The organism is Streptomyces sp. NPDC029292, from assembly GCF_055569295.1.
The window spans coordinates 1-18,090 of record NZ_JBVHXR010000001.1 but is presented as its reverse complement, the minus strand read 5'-3'; the positions used below and the strand labels follow the sequence as shown (position 1 = coordinate 18,090).

Sequence of the window (18,090 nt, the reverse complement as noted above, 5' to 3'; positions counted from 1 at the left end):
TGCCCGGGGCGGAAGTGAGTGCCGGACCCTTGACGGCCGTGTGTGTCGCCCCGTCAGAATCTGTTTGTTCACGATCAGTTGTGATGACTTATGGGCCCTGACGAGGGAGAGCCGCCGTGACGGTCACTCGAAGATCCGTATTGGTCGCAGGAACGGCCGTACCCGCGGTCGGAGCGCTCCCGGGCGCGGCCGACGCCTGGGCCGCGTCCTCCGAGCGCGCCACGGGCCGACGCACGGTCGAACTGCGCGACGGCTGGCGCTTCGCGCTGGTCAACCCGGGCGGGATCACCGACCCCACGGGCGCGTACGAGGGCGCCGCGCAGCCCGGCTACGACGACTCGGCGTGGCGCGAGGTCGCGGTACCCCATGACTGGAGCATCGAGCAGACCCCCACCACGGAGCACGGCACCACCAGCGGCACAGGGTTCTTCCCCGGCGGCCTCGGCTGGTACCGCACCGCCTTCACCCTGCCGCCCTCCCTCGCGGGCAAGCGGATCTCGGTGGAGTTCGACGGCGTCTACATGGACGCGTACGTGTACTGCAACGGCACGGAAGTCGGCCGCCACCCCTACGGATACACCGGGTTCGCCTTCGACCTCACCGACCTGCTGCACACCGACGGCACCACCGCCGACGTCATCGCCGTCAAGGTCCAGAACCAACTCCCCAGCAGCCGCTGGTACTCGGGCAGCGGCATCTACCGCGAGGCCCGGCTGGTCGTCACCGAGCCGGTGCACGTCCAGCGCTGGGGCACCTATGTCACGACGCCGGACATCACGGCGGAGCGGGCGGTGGTACGGGCCCGGACGACCGTCGTCAATGAAACCGGTGCCTCGGCCGATGTCCAGGTCATCTCACGGGTCGTCGACCCCAAGGGCCGTACGGCCGCCCGTACGGCCACCACGGTCACGGTCGGCGACCGGGTGGACGAGACCCACGAACTCACCGTCGCCAAGCCGAAGGTGTGGGACTTCGCGACCCCGGACCACCGCTACACCCTGGAGACCGAACTGCGCGTCGGCGGCGAGACCGTCGACACCCACCGCACCCCCTTCGGCATCCGGCAGTTCCGCTTCGACCCGGACGAGGGCTTCCACCTCAACGGCACCCACGCCAAGATCAAGGGCGTCGACCTGCACCACGACCAGGGCGCGCTCGGGGCCGCGATCAGCATCGACGCCGTACGCCGGCAGATGACCATCATGAAGTCGATGGGCGTCAACGCCTTCCGCACCTCCCACAACCCGCCCTCGCCGCAGATGATCCAGGTCTGCGAGGAGCTGGGCATCGTGATGATGGTGGAGGCGTTCGACTGCTGGCGGACCCGCAAGACGACCTACGACTACGGCCGGTTCTTCGACGAGTGGTGCGAGAAGGACGCCACCGAGATGGTCCTCGCGGCCCGCAACTCGCCCGCCGTGGTCCTGTGGTCCATCGGCAACGAGATCCCCGACTCGACGTCCACCGCCGGACTCGCCATGGCGGACCGCGTCATCGGCGCGATCAAGGCGGCGGACGACACCCGGCCGCTGGTCATCGGCTCGGACAAATACCGCCGCGTCCCCACGAAGGGCTCCGCGGCCGACCTCATGCTCGCCAAGCTGGACGGCCTCGGCCTCAACTACAACACCGCCAAGTCGGTGGACGCCCTGCACGCCGCCTACCCGCACCTGTTCCTCTTCGAGTCGGAGTCGTCGTCCGAGACCTCGACGCGGAGCACCTACCAGGAGCCGGAGCACCTCAACACCGGCGAGAACCACACCCCTGGAAGGCGCGCGGTCTCGTCGTACGACAACAACCTCGCCTCCTGGACGATGAGCGGCGAGTACGGGCACAAGAAGGACCGGGACCGGAAATGGTTCGCCGGGCAGTTCCTGTGGTCGGGCATCGACTACATCGGGGAGCCGACGCCGTACGACGTCTTCCCGGTGAAGGCCTCCTTCTTCGGCGCGGTCGACACGGCGGGCTTCGCCAAGGACATGTACCACCTGTTCAAGAGCCAGTGGACGAGCGAGCCCATGGTCCATCTGCTGCCCATGAGCTGGAACCACGAGGCGGGGGACACGGTCGAGGTCTGGGCGTACGCGAACGTGGACACCGTCGAGCTGTTCCTCAACGGAAAGTCCCTCGGTATCCGGGAGTTCAGCACCAAGAAGACCACCGACGGCCGTACGTACCTGGAGACCACGGAGGCGACCGGCGACGACAAAACCTTCACCGATGGCCCCTATCCAGGGAGTTACACCAGCCCGAACGGCAGCGCGGGCAAACTGCACCTCGGCTGGAAGGTGCCGTACGAGTCCGGAGAGCTGAAGGCGGTCGCCCGTCGGGACGGCAGGACGGTGGCGACGGACGTCCTGCGGACCGCGGGGCAGCCCCACACGATCCGCCTCACGCCGGATCGCAAGACGCTTGCGGCGGACGGCCGTTCCCTGTGCTTCGTCATCGCGGAGGTGGTCGACGCCCGCGGTGTCGTGGTGCCCGACGCCGAGGACCTGCTCGCGTTCGACGTGGCGGGCGGCTCACTCGCCGGAGTCGACAACGGCCGGGAGGAGAGCGCCGAGCGCTACCAGGCGAGCACCCGAACCGCCTTCCACGGCAAGGCGCTGGTGATCGTCAGGTCCGGGTCGAAGGCGGGCACCCTGAAGGTGACCGCACGCGGGGACGGCCTGCGTACGGCCTCCACGACCGTACGCACCACCACGGCCGGGTCGAAGGCGACCACTCCGGCGACGGCGTTCGAGCCGGACTACCCGGCGGCCCCGAACTATCCGTACGCGGACGCCAGTTACTCCGGCCGCCCCGACACCCTCCCCGCCGCCCTGATCGACGGCGACGCGGCCACCGGCTGGTCCAACGCCTTCTCCAAGTCGGCGACGGCCCTGCTGCCCGCGTTCAATGGAGCCCGCCCCGAGGACTGGGTGTCGATCACCTGGGCGCGGGCCCGCACCGTCGACCGCGTCGAGGTCTCGTTCACCGTCGACGCGACCCACACGCTGCCCGCCTCGGTCGAGGTCGCGGTCTGGGACGGCGAGCGGTACGTGCCGGTGCAGGGCGCGGTCGTGGACTGGGCCACCGCGTCCGACGCGCCGACGGTGATCACCTTCGAGGCGGCACGCGGCTCACGGCTGCGGCTCCTCATGACCAGCGGGCACCCGGGAGCCGCCGACGGCGGGCTGCGGATCAGTCGCCTGGAGGTCCCCGCCGGCTGAACGGCCGACGGGGAGCGTCCGTCGCTCGTGCTCGGTCAGCGTGTGGAGTTCGGCCGGGCCGAGCGGGCGGTGCACCTCGACGTACTCGCCGTGCGGCAGGCGTTTGATGACGCCCGTCGCACGGCCGTGCGCCACCAGCTCGCGGTCCCGCCGCTGCAGCCCCAGACAGATGCGCCGAGTCACCTCGAAGACGAGGACGGGGACCGCGAACAGGGCGATCCGCACCGTCCAGGTCACGGTGTTGATCGACAGATGGAAGCGCGTCGCCACGATGTCGTTGCCGCCGCCCGCGAGCAGGATCAGATACACGCTGATCCACGCCGTCCCGAGCGACGTACGGACCGGCCGGTTGCGCGGGCGGTCCAGCAGATGGTGCTCACTCCGGTCCTTGGTGACCCAGGCCTCCACGAACGGATAGACGCCGATGAGGACCAGGAGCAGCGGGAAGACGACGATGGGGATGAGCACCCCGAGTACGAGCGTGTGCCCCGCCACGGTGATCTCCCAGCCCGGCATGACGCGGACCAGCCCCTCCGCGAAGCCCAGATACCAGTCGGGCTGCGCCCCCGTCGACACCTGGTCGGCGCGGTAAGGGCCGTACGTCCAGACCGGGTTGATGGTCGCGACCGCCGCGATCAGCGCGATGACACCGAACACCAGGAAGAAGAAGCCGCCCGCCTTCGCCATGTAGACCGGCAGGAACGGCGTGCCCACGACGTTGCGTTCGGTCTTTCCCGGCCCCCCGAACTGGGTGTGCTTGTGGTAGACGACCAGGATCAGATGGGCGACCACGAGAGCCGCCATGATCCCCGGGATCAGCAGGATGTGGAGCGAGTAGAAGACGCCCACGACGTCATGGCCCGGGAACTCCCCGCCGAACAGGAAGAACGACAGATACGTGCCGACGATCGGCACCGACAGGAGCGCCCCGTCCACGAACCGCATCCCGGTCCCGGACAGCAGATCGTCCGGCAGCGAGTAGCCGAAGAGGCCCTCGAACAGGCCGAGGAGCAGCAGCGTCCAGCCGAACAGCCAGTTCACCTCGCGGGGCTTGCGGAACGAGCCCGTGAAGAAGTGCCGCATCATGTGCGTCAGCATCCCGGCGAGGAAGATCAGCGCGGCCCAGTGGTGGATCTGCCGGATCAGCAGTCCGCCGCGCACGTCGAAGCTGATGTCGAGCGTGGAGGCGTACGCCTCGGACATGCGGATGCCGTTGAGCGGGACGTAACTGCCGTGGTAGACCACCTCGTTCATCGACGGGTGGAAGAACAGCGTCAGATACACGCCGGTGAGGATCAGCACGATGAAGCTGTAGAGGCAGATCTCGCCGAGGAGGAAGGACCAGTGGTCCGGGAAGACCTTGCGGAGGTACCGCCTGCCGAGGGCGTAGACGCCGAGACGGCCGTCGAACCAGTCGGCGACCCGCTCACCGGAGGACGCCTTCTCGGGCGGGCGCTCTGTCGCCGTCACGCGGGCTCCCCCTCCCCGGCCTCTTCGTTCCGCCGCACATGCGCCAGCTTGTCGGGATTGGTGACGATGTAGACGTCGGACACCTGCTCGCCGTCCGGGGTGAGGTCCATGACCATGACCGCGTACGGCGACTCGCCCTCGAACACCACCGCGGAGTCGTCACCGTTGACCCGCCGGTAGCTGACCTCCAAGTCCGTCCCGCGGCGCGTGGCGTAGCCGGCGAGCAGCCGGGCCGCCTTGTCCCTGCCGTGCACCGGCCGCAGCCCCGCCCGGTGTGCCTTGCCGCCGCCGTCCGTCCACACCGTGACGTCCGGCGCGAGGATCTCCATCAGCGCGGCGATGTCCCCGCCGAGCGCGGCCTCCACGAAGCGTTCGGTGGCCTGACGGCGTACCCGCGGATGGGCCCGGTAGAGCGGACGGCGGGCGTGCACGTGCCCCCGGGCGCGGTGCGCGAGCTGGCGTACCGCCGCCGGGCTGCGGTCGATGACCTCCGCGATCTCGGTGTGCGCATAGCCGAACACCTCGTGGAGGACGAACACCGCCCGCTCCAGCGGGGTCAGCGACTCCAGGACCACGAGCATCGCCAGCGACACCGACTCGGCCCGCAGGGTGTGGTCGGCGGAGTCGTCGGAGGCGGGCTCGTCGAGCAGGGGCTCCGGCAGCCACGGGCCCACATATGTCTCGCGGCGGCGGGTGATGGCGGCGCGGCGGGCGAGCGCGTGGTTCACCGCGATGCGCACGAGGTAGGCGCGCGGGTTGTCGATCCCGTCGAGCGGGGAGCGGTGGGCACGGCCCGTCCACGACAGCCAGGTGTCCTGGAGCACGTCCTCGGTGTCGGCGACGCTGCCGAGCATGTTGTAGACGATCGCGAACAGCAGCTCGCGGTGGTCGACGAAGACGCGCGTCGCGGTGTCGGTCCCCGATGTCGCGCCGTCGATCCCGGCCCCGGGCCTTTCGGACATGCCTTGCCTCCCTTGATGCGCTCACTACTGCGAGGGCGAAAGAGGGGCCGAATGTGACGTCCGACGGTGAAATGTGACGTACGTCTCAGGTGGCTCTCCCGGTGTCACACCGGCCGTCGCGCCCTCCCTCTTGAACGCGAGTCCGATGCCTCGGCATCGCTTCGACACAAGGAGACACACATCGTGTTCAAGAAATGGCACGGCAACCCATGGGCGATCCTCGTCACGCTCTCCCTCGGGTTCTTCATGACGCTCCTCGACCTGACGATCGTGAACATCGCGATCCCCGACATGGGTCAGGACCTGAACGCCTCGCTCGACGAGATCCTGTGGGTCGTCAACGCCTACACGCTCGCCCTGGCTGTCCTGCTGATCACCGCGGGCCGCCTCGGTGACCTGCGCGGCAAGCGGAACCTGTTCATCGCGGGCATCGCGCTGTTCACGCTCGCCAGCCTGGCCTGCGGCCTCGCGCGGGACCCGGCCCAGCTGATCGCCTTCCGGGCGGTCCAGGGCCTGGGCGCGGCGCTGCTCATGCCGCAGACCCTGTCGATCATCGCTGACGTGTTCCCGGCGGACCGGCGCGGTGCGGCGATGGGGATCTGGGGCGCGGTCGCGGGCATCTCCGGCGCCCTCGGCCCGATCGTCGGCGGCGCGCTGATCACCCACCTCGACTGGCGGTGGATCTTCTTCGTCAATCTGCCGCTCGGAGTGCTGGTCCTGTGCCTCGCCGTGGCGATCATCCCGGGTTCGCGGCGCACGGTCCGCCACCGCTTCGACACCTTCGGCGTACTGCTCGCCTCAAGTGCCCTGTTCTGCCTGGCCTTCGGCCTGACCGAGGGGCAGCGGTACGACTGGAACGGCTGGATCTGGACGCTGTTCGGCGCGGCGGCGGTGCTCTTCGCCTGCTTCCTCGGCCATGAGCGCGGTCAGCAGGGCGACGACCCGCTCGTCCCGTTCTCGCTCTTCAAGGACCGCAACTTCACCCTCATCAACTTCGTCGCCGTCACGGTGTCCTTCGGCGTGATCGGCATGTTCCTGCCGCTGACGATCTACCTCCAGTCCGTGCTGGGCTTCAGCGCCCTCAAGTCCGGACTCGTGTTCCTGCCCCTCGCGCTCGGCTCGTTCGTGATGGCCGGACCCGCCGGAGTCCTCGCGGACAAGATCGGCGGCAAGTTCATCCTGATGACCGGGCTGCTCGCCTGGGCGGCGGCCCTGATCTGGATCATGGCCGCGACCGACGTCGGTTCGAGCTGGACGGCGGTCGCCTTCCCGCTCTTCCTGGCCGGCCTGGGCGCCGGTTGCACCTTCGCGCCGATGGCCACGGAGGTCATGCGCAACGTACCGGCGCGCCTGTCCGGCGCCGCCTCGGGCGTCAACACCGCGCTGAGGCAAGTCGGTTCGGTACTCGCGGGCGCCGTCGTCGGAGCCGTGCTCCAGGCCCAGCTGGCCTCCTCACTGACCGACCAGGCGCGGCAGCGCGCCGGGCAGCTCCCCGCCGCGTACCGCGACGGCTTCGTCGCCGCCTTCTCCAAGGGGGAGTCCGACGTGAACGCCCAGCAGTCGGCCGGAGTCCCGTCCGGGGTGCCGCACGGCGTCGCCGACCGTATGCGCGAGCTCGGGGGCCAGGTCTTCGGCCACGGTTTCGTGCACGCGATGGGCCCCGCCTTCCTGGTCTCCGCCGCGGTCCTGCTGGCGGGCGCGCTCGCCTGCCTCGCCGTACGCCGCCAGCACGGCTCGTCCGCCAACCCGCACGCCCTGCCCGTGTACGAACCCGAACTGGAGGAAGCCACCTCATGAGCATCGACCTCACCGCCATGTACGCCTCCCACGACGCGTTCCGGCGCGACGTGGAACGCCTCGGGAAGGCCGCGGCGGACGGCACCGCCTTCACGCCTCAAGTCCGCGCCGGCTGGGACAACTTCACACATCAGCTGCACATCCACCACGCGGCCGAGGACAGCGACCTGTGGCCGCGGGTGGAGCGCAAGCTCGAGGGCCGTCCCCAGGACGTCGCCCTCCTCGCCGAGATGGAGGCGGAGCACGCCCTCCTCGACCCGCTGCTCGCCGCCGTCGACGCGGCCCTCCTGGACCGGTCGGCCGAACTCCCCGAGCTGGTCCACACGTTGGCCACGACCCTCGACGATCACCTCAAGCACGAGGAGGAGAGCGCCCTGCCGCTGATCCAGGAGGTGCTGACGGCAGCGGACTGGGGTGCCTTCACCGGTCGTATCCGGGAAACGCAGGGCATGCGCGGGGCCGCCGTCTTCGTGCCGTGGATCATCGACGGCATCCCGCCCGCCGACCGCGCCGCGTTCCTCGGCGCACTGCCCCCGCCCGTCCGCGTCCTCAACCGCCTGTTCTGGGAGGCGGGTTACCGCAGGCGCGGGTTGTGGCAGAGCTGACCGGGCGGCGTGCGACCCCGGCCCCAGGGCGCTCAGGCGGGCTTCGGCTCCATCCAGCTGTCCGGGCCGGGGTCGCCGCCGGGCGCCCGTACGGCGAGCCGGTCGAGGTAGTGCTCCCAGCCCTCCTGATGCGGCTCGCGGGCCGGCTCGGGCAGGCCGGAGTGGGTGAGGGTGAGCAGGGTGCCGTCCGGCTCGGGCGCGAGGGTGACCTCGACCCGGCTGCTGCCGGGCGGTACCGGGTCGCCCTCGTTCTCCCAGCCCCAGGTGAAGACGACCCGCCTGTACGGCTCGACCTCCTCGAAGCGCCCGGAGGCGGTGGCGTCACCGACGACCCGCATCCGGTACGCACCACTGGGCTTCGGGTCGAAGACGCCCTCGATGCCCTGCCAGGACAGCCAGCGCTCGGCGTCGGTGAAGAAGGAGAACACGGTCTCCGGGCGGGCCTTGATGTGCCGCTGTACGACGACGGAGCCGTCGGGGGTGATCGTCACTTCTACTCCTCCTCCCGCTCGGCCTGTTCGGCGAGCGCGGCCAGGGCGTCCAGCGAGTCGCCCCACATGGACTCCAAGTAGGCGGCCAGTGGTCCCATCCCAGCACGGTCCGCGCGGTAGTACCGCTTGGTGCCGTCCTTTCGAACGACGACGAGGCCCGCCTCGCGGAGCACCTTGAGGTGCTGGGAGACCGCGCCGAAGGTGACGTCGAAGCGCTCGGCGATCTCTCCGGCCGAGAGCTCCTCGTGCCACACGAGCTGGAGAATCGCCCGCCGTCGCGGCTCACTGATCGCCTTCACCTGATCCACGCCGCCTATTTTAGTCACGGCTTTAACTTGCGCCGCCGCGGTTCTTATTTTAGTGTCGACTAAAGAAAGAGGTTCCGGGCAATACCGGACACTCGCGACACCTTCCGAGAGGGCATCCGATGGCCGACATCGCCATGCAGCTGACCATCGAGGCCGAGGCGGACACCGTCCGCGAAGCCCTCGCCACGGAGACCGGCGTACGCAGCTGGTTCACTGCGGACGCCGCGATAGGGGAGGGCGTCGGGGCGGAGCACGCGCTGAGCTTCCCCGGCATGCCGGAGCCCTGGCGGCTGCGCATCGCCGAGTCCGGCGACCGGCGGCTGGTCCTGGCGGGAGAGAACGGCCCGTGGGAGGGCACCACGCAGACGTACGAGATCCTCGACGTCCCCGAGGGCGGAGTCCTGCTGCGCTTCACGCACGCCGGATTCCCGGCCCAGGACGACGCCTACCGCAACTTCACCTACGGCTGGGCGACCAAGCTCACGGCGCTCAAGGCGTACGCGGAGACGGGCAAGCCCGAACCCTTTTTCGGCTGAGCCGAGTCAGTACCGGCAGAAGCACCTTCCTTCCCCGCCGGGCCGCATCCCTTCCCGGGTGAGCGACCCCTCTCGCATCGGAGACACGCCATGAACACCACCCCCGTCGAGCTCGCCGACCAGCTCGCCCGCGCCGCCCGCAACCTCCAGGCGTACACCCGGCAGCCCGCGCTCACCGGCAAGCGGGAACTCCCCACTCCCTGCGCCGGCTTCACCGTCCATCAGCTCAGCGAGCACCTGCTCGGCACGCTCGTGATGAGCGGTTGCGCTGCCGCGAAGGAGCCGGTGCCCGCCGACGCCCCGGTGACGCTGACCGAGGCTCCCTGGGTGGTCTTCCCGCCGCTCGTCGACCGGCTTGCCGCCGCGTGGGCCGAGCCGGGAGCCTGGGAGGGCGAGACGCCGTTCGCGTCGAGCACCACCTACCCCGCTCCGTTCGCCGGGATGATCACCATCATGGAGCTGACCGTGCACGGCTGGGATCTGGCCACCGCCACCGGCCAGCCGTTCACGGCCGACGACGACGTGGTCGCCACCGCGGCGGCGGTCGCCGGACAGATCGCCGACGGCGCCCGGACGAACGGAGCCTTCGGCCCCGAGGTCGAGCCCGCCGCCGAGGCCACCCCGCTGGAGCGCCTGCTGGCCTTCACCGGACGCAAGGTCGCCTGATGGCCGACGCCGGCCAACTGTTCGCCCGCCTCGCCGAGGATCTACAACCGCGCGGGGCGAAGCGCTACAAGATGTTCGGGAAGGACCGGATCTGCCTGCCGTCCGCTGTGTGGGCGCACTGGCTGGCGGAGGCGGCGCGCGCCCAGCCGCGCTGAAATCGGCTGCGGGTACCGCTGCTCATGGCCGCTGACCTGGTGGTATTTACGATTAAGTACCCGCGCGGTACCGTGAGGGCATGCCAGCTCTCAACGTGGAGTTCAGCGACCGCGAGCTAGAGGACCTGCGGCAGATAGCCAAGGAGCGCGGTACGTCGATGAAGGCCCTGGTACGGGAGGCGGCCGCGGCCGACATCGTGCGGCACCGGGCACTGCAGGAAGGCGCGGAGGTGTTCCGCCGGTTCTTCGCCGCGCACGCGGACGAGTTCGCCGCCGCCTTCCCCGAGGACGAACCACCCGCCAAGGGCGAGGGGCGGGTCGCCTGACCGATGGCTCCCGTCATCCATATCGACGTGCCCTGGCTGCTCCAGCGCCACGAAGAAGTACTGCCCGACCAGCCGACGGTCAACGACTTCTCGGCGCTCGTCGCCGCCGTGGCCCGCCACCGCGTCGACCCTCCCCGCCTCGGCGTCGACTCCGACCCGGCCTGGCGCGCCGCCGCGCTCCTGCACACCCTGGCCCTGCTGAAGCCGTTACCGGCGGCCAACGCCCGCTTCGCCTGCTCGGCGGCGGTCGCGTACATGTTCGTCAGCGGCGTCGGCATCGACCCGCCGTACGGAGCCCTCGTCGACCTCGCCCGCGATCTGATCTCCGGCAAGACGGACGTCTACGGCGCGGCCGACCGGCTGCGCTCCTGGCAGATCTGAGACGGGCCGGGGAGGGGGAGGACTACACGGTGGCCGTATGCCCCTGATCATGAGACCTGCCGCCCGGGACTGGACCTGTACTCCCGCTCCCGGTGAGGTACGCGCCTTCCACGCCGCCCTGCCCGGCTATGCGCCCACCCCACTCACCGAACTGCCCAGTCTCGCCGCCGAGTTGGGTGTCGCCCGCGTCCTCGTCAAGGACGAGTCGTCCCGTCTCGGCCTGCCCGCCTTCAAGGCGCTGGGCGCGTCCTGGGCCATCCACTGGATCCTCCACACGGCGGACACGCCGCTCACACTCGTCACGGCCACCGACGGCAACCACGGCCGGGCCGTGGCCCGCATGGCCCGCCTCCTCGGGCAGCGCGCCCATGTCCTGGTGCCGAAGGGGGTGCGGCCGGCCGCCGTCGACGCCATCGCCGGTGAAGGGGCGCGGGTCACGCGGGTCGACGGCCCCTTCGACGAGGCGGTGCGGCGGGCCGCCGAGGTAGCGGGCGAGCCCGGCTCCGTCCTGGTGCAGGACACCGCCTGGCCCGGGTACGAGGAGATACCGGGCCGGATCGTCGAGGGCTACTCCACCCTGTTCGCCGAGATCGACGCCCAACTGGCCGCAGCGGGAGTCGAGTTGCCCGATCTCGTGGCCGTCCCGGCCGGCGTGGGATCCCTCGCGCAGGCGGCTGTCACGCACTACCGCAGCCGCCGTACGCCCGGCCCGTGCCTGCTGTCGGTGGAACCCGAAACGGCGTCCTGCGTCCTGACGAGCCTGACCCACGGCCGGCGGATGAGCGTGACGACCGGCGACACCACCATGGCGGGGCTCAATTGCGGTACGCCGTCCAGCCTCGCCTGGCCCTACCTCCGCGACGGCCTGGACGCCGCCGTCGCCGTCACCGACGCGGGCAGTGCTCGCGCGGCCCGCGATCTGGCCGCCCTGGGCGTCTCCTCCGGCCCCTGTGGCGCAGCGCCCCTGGCGGGAGTACGGGCCGCTGTCGAGCAGGGCCTCGGCCTCGGCCCCGCCTCGACCGTCGTGCTGCTCAGCACCGAAGGGACCGCCGCGGGCTGATCGCGGATCGGCACACCGCCCCGTCCCGGGGCCGCCGGCCGAGGGCGGGAGGATCGGGACGGGCGGCCGGTTTCGCGCGGGAGAGCCGCCGTCCTGCGCGGGGCCTCCGAGAAGGGCCGGTTCCAGTGGACTACGGAGTTCCGTGCGCCGGGAGCGTGCGACGGACACCGGCGTGTGCGCACGGTTCGCACGGGGCGCATAAAATATCGAAAGCCGGTGCGCGTCGCAGGAGTTGCCGCAGGATTTGACTTTCTTTCAATGATGCTGATGTTGCTCAAGTGCCTTGTTGGTCATGAGCGTGTTGTGCGAGGGTGAACGTCCTGCGCTGGGTCAATGGCCGGGTTTGAATCGCTGTTCGCTATTCCGGGCTGTCGAAGAGCTCCAAAGGCTCTTGACCGACGGTCGCCGTACGGCCTTCGTCCCCCAGCCGTTTTCCTGGCACTCCGTCAAAAAGGTACGCACCAATCAGGGGCTCCTTTTCGGCGGACAGGAACTTCTGTGTGCCACCTTGCACCTTGGAAGGAACCCGCTCTGTGCACACCCCCCACCCCCCTCGTCCCCCTTATCCGCCCAGTGGTGTTCCCGGCGAATCCGACGAGAATCTCGCCGCCCTGCTGAGAGGCCTGCCGGAGAGCGATGCCGTCCATCCCGTCGCCCTGCTGATGGCCCGGCACTGGCAGCCGACGTACGACTACTCGGTCATCTGCCTCGCTTCTTCGGCGAATGTCGCCTCCATGGTGACCGCGACCTCCTTCCACGAGGTGCTCGACCGCCTCGCACAAGGCGATTCAGGTCTCGCGATCAGGCCCCAACTCCTCGTGGCCGTAAGGGACACCGTCAAGGAGTGGTCCGCGGACGATCGGATATCCGGTGTTCTGCCGGACTTGAGGAAACCCGCGGGGGGCCGCGGTATGCGCGCGGCGAAGTCCATGACGGCCGAAAATCGGAAGCTCGCCGAGCGTGCTTTCCAGGCCCTCCCGGGACTCGCCCGGTGCCTGCTGTGGCACACCGAGGTCGAGGCCGAACACATATCCGTACCGGCCGGTCTGTCGGGCATGGATACCGACATCGCGTCGGCAGCTCTGGAGCAGGCCCGCGAGCAATTCCGGGAGGGCTGTGTACGCGCCCACCGGGAACTCGCTCCGACCAAGGAATGCCGCTTCTACAACCGGTTGCTGGACGTACCGATTCGCCGCGGCGGTGCCTTGCTGCCCGATGTCCAACAGCATCTGACGGAGTGCCCCTACTGCCGTTACGCCGCCGAGCAACTCAGCCATTTCGAGGGCGGGTTGGGTGTTCTGCTCGCCGAAGCGGTACTCGGCTGGGGCGCCCGGCGCTATCTCGACTCACGCCCGGGGCGCGCTCGGAGAGGAGCGCTCACGCGGGCAGGATCCCCCTTCGGTGGCCGGGGCGCAGGTGGCGGCGGACGTCCCAGGAGCGGCGCAGGCTCGGGCAGCGACGGAGGCTGGGGGAGCGGCGCAGGCTCGGGCAGCGACGGAGGCTGGGGGAGCGGCGCAGGGTCAGGAAGCGGTGGAGGTTCTGGGAGTGGTGGAGGCTCGGGGAGTGGTGGAGGTTCGGGGAGTGGCGGACGCCATCGCCTGCTGTCCCAGCTTCCCGTCCCGGCCCGCATCACGCAGGCGGGGCAGCGGCACTCGAAGGCCCTGCTCACGGGGGCGGGCCTGGTCTCGGCCGTCCTCCTCGTGACCGTCCTCGCCGCCAGCCTGTGGTCGCATGACGACGGCGGCGCCGATCCCGCGGCCTCCACCGGCGCGAGCAGCAGCCGCACCCTGACACCCGGCTCCCAGGCCCCGCCCGCCGTGTCGTCGCCCCCCACCTCGGCCGGACTCCCCACGGCCACCGAACAGACCCGGCTGCGCAACCTCGCCGCCGACCTGTGCCTCGACATCCGGGGCGGCAAGGCGAAGGCCGGCGCCGAGACCGGACTGGCGGTGTGCTCGTCCGCCTGGACCCAGCAGTGGTCGTACGAGGACGACGGCCTGCTGCGCAGCATCGCCAACCCCGCACTGTGCCTGGACTCCCACGCCGACGACGGTGTCGTCGTCCTGGACCGCTGCGTCGCCGAGAGCGCGGCACGCGGCGACGACGTGCGCTACGACCTCACCGTGCGCGGCGAGTTGCTGCCCCGCTGGGACGACGGACTCGCCGTCACGCCGAGCTCCACGGACCCCGATGCCGACATCGTTGCCAAGGTCCGTGACGGCTCCGACGCGCAGCGCTGGCGGACCGACTCCTCGTCGGTCGGCCCCGAGTCGCTGTCGGTCGCCGGCACGGCCAGTGCCTCGACGCGGCCCACCGGCGAGCCGCCGTCCGCCGACAGCATGCCCGAGCCCCCGAACGAGCCGCCGGACGAGCAGTCGACGGGGGTGCAGGCCGATCCCGAGGCCACGCCGTCGGAGACCTACCAGGAACCCCGCGCCGTGGCCGTCGGCGACACCGCCAGCCCCGGGCCCGCGCTGCCGCTGCCCGTCCAACTGCCGGACGTGACCGGGGGAGTGGGGCTGTAACGCTACGAGACGACGTCCCGCGGAGGCTTGCCGTCCATGAAGTCGGCGGCATTCTGGACGGCAGCCAGCGCGATCCGTACGAGTGTCTCGCGCGTGACGCCCGCGACATGCGGTGAGAGCACCACGTTCGGGGCCTTGAGCAACCGCAGGGCCGTCGTGGGCGGTTCGGGGTCGAAGACGTCGATGCCCGCTCCGGCGAGGGCGCCCGCCTCCAGCGCGTCCGCGAGGGCGTCCTGGTCGATCAGGGCGCCCCGCGCGGTGTTGATGACGAACGCGGTCTGCTTGAGGAGCGCGAGCCGCTCGGCGTTCAGCAGGTGCCGGGTGGCGTCGGTGAGCGGCGCGTGCAGCGTGATGTAGTCCGACGTACGCAGCAGTTCGTCGAGCTCGACATGGCGGGCACCGCCGAGCCGGGCCGCCGTCTCGGCGCTGACGGGCTGGGGACCCGCGTACACGATGCTCATGTCGAACGCCACCGCGCGGCGGGCGACCTCCTCGCCGATGTGCCCGAGTCCGACGATGCCGAGCGTCTTGCCGGACAGCTCGGTGATGGACTGCTGCAGCCGCGGCAGCGCCCAGTCGGCGTCGACGAGCGCCGTGTGCGCCGGGACCAGCTGCTTGGCGAGGGCGAGCATCAGCGCGAAGGTCTGCTCGGCCACGTTCTGCTTCTCGGCCCCGCTGGATCCGATGTTGCAGACGGGCACCCCCTGGGCGTGCGCGGCGTCCAGGTCGACGTAGTCGAAGCCGTGGCTCGCGCACTGGATGAGCTCCAAGTCCGGTGCGGCGGCGATGTGTTCGGCGGTCACCGGGCCCAGACCCGTGATGATGACGTGCGCCTCGCGCAGCGCGACGGGGTCCTCGTCGGTCGCCTCCACGACGGTGACATGGGCCTGCCCGGGGAAGACGGTGGCGAGCGCGGCGCCCGCATTACGGCCGCCGACGTGGGGGGAGACGACGGCGAGCACGTTCTTCACGGTGTTCTTCTCCGCGTCCTGCGTGGCGGTCATGCGGTTTCCTCGATCAGGTCGTCGGGGCCGATGGTGGCGGGGCGGGCGTGCCCGGACAGGGCCAGCGTGAGGTCGAACTCGGCGAGCAGACAGCGGATGACGTGCTCGACGCCCGCCTGACCGTCGAGGCCGAGTCCGTAGGCGTACGGACGTCCGACGAGCACGGCCCGCGCACCCAGCGCCAGCGCCTTGAAGATGTCGTCGCCCGTACGGATGCCACTGTCGAACAGGACGGTCAGCCGGTCGCCGACCGCCTCCACCACGCGCGGCAGCGCGTCCGCCGCGGCGACGGAACCGGCCACCTGCCGGCCGCCGTGGTTGGAGACCACCACACCGTCCATCCCGGCGTCGGCGGCGCGGCGGGCGTCGTCCGGGTGCAGGATCCCCTTCAGGACGATCGGTCCGTCCCAGTTCTCCCGCAGGAACTCCAGGTCCGGCCAGGTCTTGCCGGGGTCCGCGAACATGCCCACGAAATGCATCACGGCAGCGTTCGGGTCCTCGTGCACCGGCTTGGCCAGGCCCGCCTGGAACGCCGGGTCCGAGAAGTAGTTGGCGGTGCCGACTCCGTGCAGGAACGGCAGATACGCCTGGTCGAGGTCGCGCGGGCGCCAGGCCAGCAGGGGCGTGTCGAGGGTGACGAGCAGCGCGGTGTACCCGGCGGCCTTCGCCCGGTTCAGGAAGCTCCGGGTGACCTCGCGGTCCTTCGCCCAGTACAGCTGGAACCAGCGCTCCGCCTCGCCCATCGCCTCCGCGACCTGCTCCATCGGCGTGCTGGACGCCGAGGACAGGATGTACGGGACGCCCCGCGCCGCGGCGGCCCGCGCGGCGGCGGACTCCGCGTCCGGGTGCATGATCGACAGCACACCGACGGGGGCGAGCGCCACCGGCGCGGGCAGCGCGCGCCCCAACACCTCGACGGACAGGTCGCGTTCGTGCACATCGCGCAGCATGCGCGGCACGATGCGGCGCCGGTCGAGCGCGGCCCGGTTCGCCCGCGCCGTGCTGCCGTTGCCCGCGCTGCCCGCCACATAGCCGACCGGACCGGGCCCGAGCCGCTGCTCGGTCAGCTCCTCCAGCCGCGTCAGATCAGTGGGCAGCCGCGGTACGGCGCCCGTCATTCCATTCAGATAGATCTCGTACTGGAAGTCGGCCCAATGCTTCGCCATCCGTACGTCCCGCCTCTCGTCCCTGAGACCGCGCTGTACGACGTCGATCCTGGCGACTGTGACAAGGCCCGTCCACTGTGGTGCGCACATCGCGCGGCTGGGATCATCACCTTGTGACAAGCAAGCCCATGGAAGTCAGAGAGCGCATCCGGCAGGAGATGACCGCCGACCCGCGCGTCGTCGAGACGATCGTCGCCGCGGTCCACGACCAGGTGCCGGTGTACGCGGCGCTCGACGACAGCAGGCTGCCGGAGGTACGGGCCATCGCGGCCTGGGGCCTTGAGAGGCTGCTCCATCTCTGGGCGACCGACGGCACGCTGGAAATGGCCGATCTGCGGCGGTTCAGGGGCATCGCGGCGGCCCGCGCGGCGGACGGGCGCCCCGTGCAGGCGGTGCTGCGCGCCTACCGCGTGGCGGGGACCGTCCTCACCGACGAGATCGCGGCCCGCGCACCCAGGCTCACCGCCGAGGACGCCTTCGCGCTCGCCCGGATGCTGCTGACCGCGCTCGACACGCTCTCCGAGGAGATGGCCGCGGCGTACGCCGCCACCAGCGAGGACCTCGCCGGGGACCGCGACCGGGCGCTGCGGCTACTGCTCGACGATCTGATCGCCGGGCGGCACGCCTCGGTGGGCGCGCTCTCGGACCGGTCGGCCCGGCTGGGCATCCAACTCCCCGACCTTTACTGCCTGTTGGTGGCCGAGCCGGTCGGTGGCGACCGGCCCGAGATGGCGCACGACGCGGCGGCGGGGCTGCTCGACGCGCTGGCCGTTCCGGGTGACGAGGTCACCTCCTTGGCGACGGTACGTGGCTCCCGGGCCGTTCTGCTGCTGCCGGCCGGGGCCTCCGCCAGGGCGGGGGTGGTGCTGGGCGGGCAGTCCTGGTGCGGTTGCGCGATCACCGGCGAGAGCCTGGACCGGGTCGCCGTCGCCCATCGCCTTGCCGCCGATGCCCTCGACATGGCACCCGCCCACGCCCATCGGCCCGGCCGCGTCCTCACCGACGCCGACGCGCATGTCCTCGCGCTGCTCTCCGGGCGCCCGGCCAGCGCGCCGGAGCACATCGCCCGGCTGGTCCTCGGTCCGCTCGCCGACCCGGCTCAGCGACACCTTCTGGAGGCGCTCACCGCGTACCTCGACACGGGTTCGGCGAACGCCGCCGCCCGTGAACTGCACCTCCACGCCCAGTCCCTGCGCTACCGGCTGCGCCGCATCCACGAACTGACGTCCCGCGATCCCCGGGATCCGTGGCAACGGCTCATGCTGGACATCGCCCGCACGATCGGGACGTAGCGTCGGCACGCCGTGGGTTTTTCGCCCCCTCCGCCCCTACCCGTCCCCTCCCTGGGGGCTGCGCCCCCAGACCCCCGCTATCGGCCTGACGGCCTCGTCCTCAAACGCCGGACGGGCTAAAAGATCTTCAGCAC

At 70.7% G+C, this 18,090-nt stretch carries 17 protein-coding genes; 11 read left to right on the top strand and 6 right to left on the bottom strand.

Annotation, left to right across the window (positions count from 1 at the left end; translation table 11 throughout):
• The first annotated feature begins 116 nt into the window (after positions 1 to 116).
• Positions 117 to 3,212 carry a glycoside hydrolase family 2 TIM barrel-domain containing protein gene (locus tag ACZ4WS_RS00085; protein WP_467975753.1) on the top strand — a complete coding sequence of 1,032 codons (3,096 nt, stop codon included), beginning with the start codon at positions 117 to 119 and terminating at the stop codon, positions 3,210 to 3,212.
• Here ACZ4WS_RS00085 and qcrB read toward each other — a convergent pair.
• Positions 3,123 to 4,682, bottom strand: a complete 1,560-nt coding sequence (gene qcrB, locus ACZ4WS_RS00080; protein ID WP_467975751.1) for a cytochrome bc1 complex cytochrome b subunit — start codon at positions 4,680 to 4,682, stop codon at positions 3,123 to 3,125. The genes ACZ4WS_RS00085 and qcrB overlap by 90 nt on opposite strands.
• Positions 4,679 to 5,644: an RNA polymerase sigma factor SigJ gene (gene sigJ / locus ACZ4WS_RS00075; RefSeq protein ID WP_467975749.1), complete on the bottom strand. Its 966-nt coding sequence runs from the start codon at positions 5,642 to 5,644 to the stop codon at positions 4,679 to 4,681. The genes qcrB and sigJ overlap by 4 nt, the downstream gene beginning before the upstream one ends.
• A 183-nt stretch (positions 5,645 to 5,827) precedes the next feature.
• Here sigJ and ACZ4WS_RS00070 point away from each other — a divergent pair, with 183 nt between their 5' ends.
• Both ACZ4WS_RS00070 and ACZ4WS_RS00065 read left to right on the top strand, forming a co-directional pair.
• Positions 5,828 to 7,441, top strand: coding sequence for an MFS transporter (locus tag ACZ4WS_RS00070; protein ID WP_467975748.1), 1,614 nt, complete (start codon positions 5,828 to 5,830; stop codon positions 7,439 to 7,441).
• Complete coding sequence (locus ACZ4WS_RS00065; RefSeq protein WP_467975746.1) at positions 7,438 to 8,046, top strand: hemerythrin domain-containing protein; 609 nt, start codon at positions 7,438 to 7,440, stop codon at positions 8,044 to 8,046. Before ACZ4WS_RS00070 ends, ACZ4WS_RS00065 begins: the two co-directional genes overlap by 4 nt.
• Positions 8,047 to 8,078: 32 nt before the next feature.
• On the opposite strand, the gene ACZ4WS_RS00060 is transcribed toward ACZ4WS_RS00065, so the two are convergent.
• Positions 8,079 to 8,537 (bottom strand): SRPBCC family protein, encoded by a 459-nt coding sequence (locus ACZ4WS_RS00060; RefSeq protein ID WP_467975745.1) that lies wholly within the window; start codon positions 8,535 to 8,537, stop codon positions 8,079 to 8,081.
• Positions 8,538 to 8,539: 2 nt separating this feature from the next.
• Positions 8,540 to 8,845, bottom strand: coding sequence for an ArsR/SmtB family transcription factor (locus tag ACZ4WS_RS00055; protein WP_467975743.1), 306 nt, complete (start codon positions 8,843 to 8,845; stop codon positions 8,540 to 8,542).
• A gap of 119 nt (positions 8,846 to 8,964) precedes the next feature.
• On the opposite strand from ACZ4WS_RS00055, the gene ACZ4WS_RS00050 reads away from it, so the two are divergent.
• From ACZ4WS_RS00050 to ACZ4WS_RS00020, 7 genes are all read left to right on the top strand, one after another.
• On the top strand, positions 8,965 to 9,381 hold the full coding sequence (locus tag ACZ4WS_RS00050; protein ID WP_467975742.1) for an SRPBCC domain-containing protein: 417 nt from the start codon (positions 8,965 to 8,967) through the stop codon (positions 9,379 to 9,381).
• A gap of 90 nt (positions 9,382 to 9,471) precedes the next feature.
• Positions 9,472 to 10,047 carry a TIGR03086 family metal-binding protein gene (locus tag ACZ4WS_RS00045; RefSeq protein WP_467975740.1) on the top strand — a complete coding sequence of 192 codons (576 nt, stop codon included), beginning with the start codon at positions 9,472 to 9,474 and terminating at the stop codon, positions 10,045 to 10,047.
• Positions 10,047 to 10,202, top strand: a complete 156-nt coding sequence (locus ACZ4WS_RS00040; RefSeq protein WP_467975738.1) for a hypothetical protein — start codon at positions 10,047 to 10,049, stop codon at positions 10,200 to 10,202. The genes ACZ4WS_RS00045 and ACZ4WS_RS00040 overlap by 1 nt, the downstream gene beginning before the upstream one ends.
• Before the next feature lie 80 nt (positions 10,203 to 10,282).
• Positions 10,283 to 10,528 (top strand): hypothetical protein, encoded by a 246-nt coding sequence (locus ACZ4WS_RS00035; protein WP_099501331.1) that lies wholly within the window; start codon positions 10,283 to 10,285, stop codon positions 10,526 to 10,528.
• A gap of 3 nt (positions 10,529 to 10,531) precedes the next feature.
• Positions 10,532 to 10,909: a toxin Doc gene (locus ACZ4WS_RS00030; protein WP_075028158.1), complete on the top strand. Its 378-nt coding sequence runs from the start codon at positions 10,532 to 10,534 to the stop codon at positions 10,907 to 10,909.
• A 49-nt stretch (positions 10,910 to 10,958) separates the two neighbouring features.
• Positions 10,959 to 11,969 (top strand): pyridoxal-phosphate dependent enzyme, encoded by a 1,011-nt coding sequence (locus ACZ4WS_RS00025; RefSeq protein ID WP_467975737.1) that lies wholly within the window; start codon positions 10,959 to 10,961, stop codon positions 11,967 to 11,969.
• Between the two features lie 533 nt (positions 11,970 to 12,502).
• Positions 12,503 to 14,494 carry an RICIN domain-containing protein gene (locus ACZ4WS_RS00020; RefSeq protein ID WP_467975736.1) on the top strand — a complete coding sequence of 664 codons (1,992 nt, stop codon included), beginning with the start codon at positions 12,503 to 12,505 and terminating at the stop codon, positions 14,492 to 14,494.
• A gap of 2 nt (positions 14,495 to 14,496) precedes the next feature.
• Here the strand turns inward: ACZ4WS_RS00020 and ACZ4WS_RS00015 are convergent, their stop codons facing one another.
• Both ACZ4WS_RS00015 and ACZ4WS_RS00010 read right to left on the bottom strand, forming a co-directional pair.
• Positions 14,497 to 15,498 (bottom strand): 2-hydroxyacid dehydrogenase, encoded by a 1,002-nt coding sequence (locus ACZ4WS_RS00015; RefSeq protein ID WP_467975734.1) that lies wholly within the window; start codon positions 15,496 to 15,498, stop codon positions 14,497 to 14,499.
• On the bottom strand, positions 15,495 to 16,664 hold the full coding sequence (locus ACZ4WS_RS00010) for a lactate 2-monooxygenase (protein ID WP_467975732.1): 1,170 nt from the start codon (positions 16,662 to 16,664) through the stop codon (positions 15,495 to 15,497). Before ACZ4WS_RS00010 ends, ACZ4WS_RS00015 begins: the two co-directional genes overlap by 4 nt.
• A 113-nt stretch (positions 16,665 to 16,777) precedes the next feature.
• Here ACZ4WS_RS00010 and ACZ4WS_RS00005 point away from each other — a divergent pair, with 113 nt between their 5' ends.
• Positions 16,778 to 17,956, top strand: coding sequence for a PucR family transcriptional regulator (locus ACZ4WS_RS00005; RefSeq protein ID WP_467975730.1), 1,179 nt, complete (start codon positions 16,778 to 16,780; stop codon positions 17,954 to 17,956).
• Positions 17,957 to 18,090: the final 134 nt, after the last annotated feature.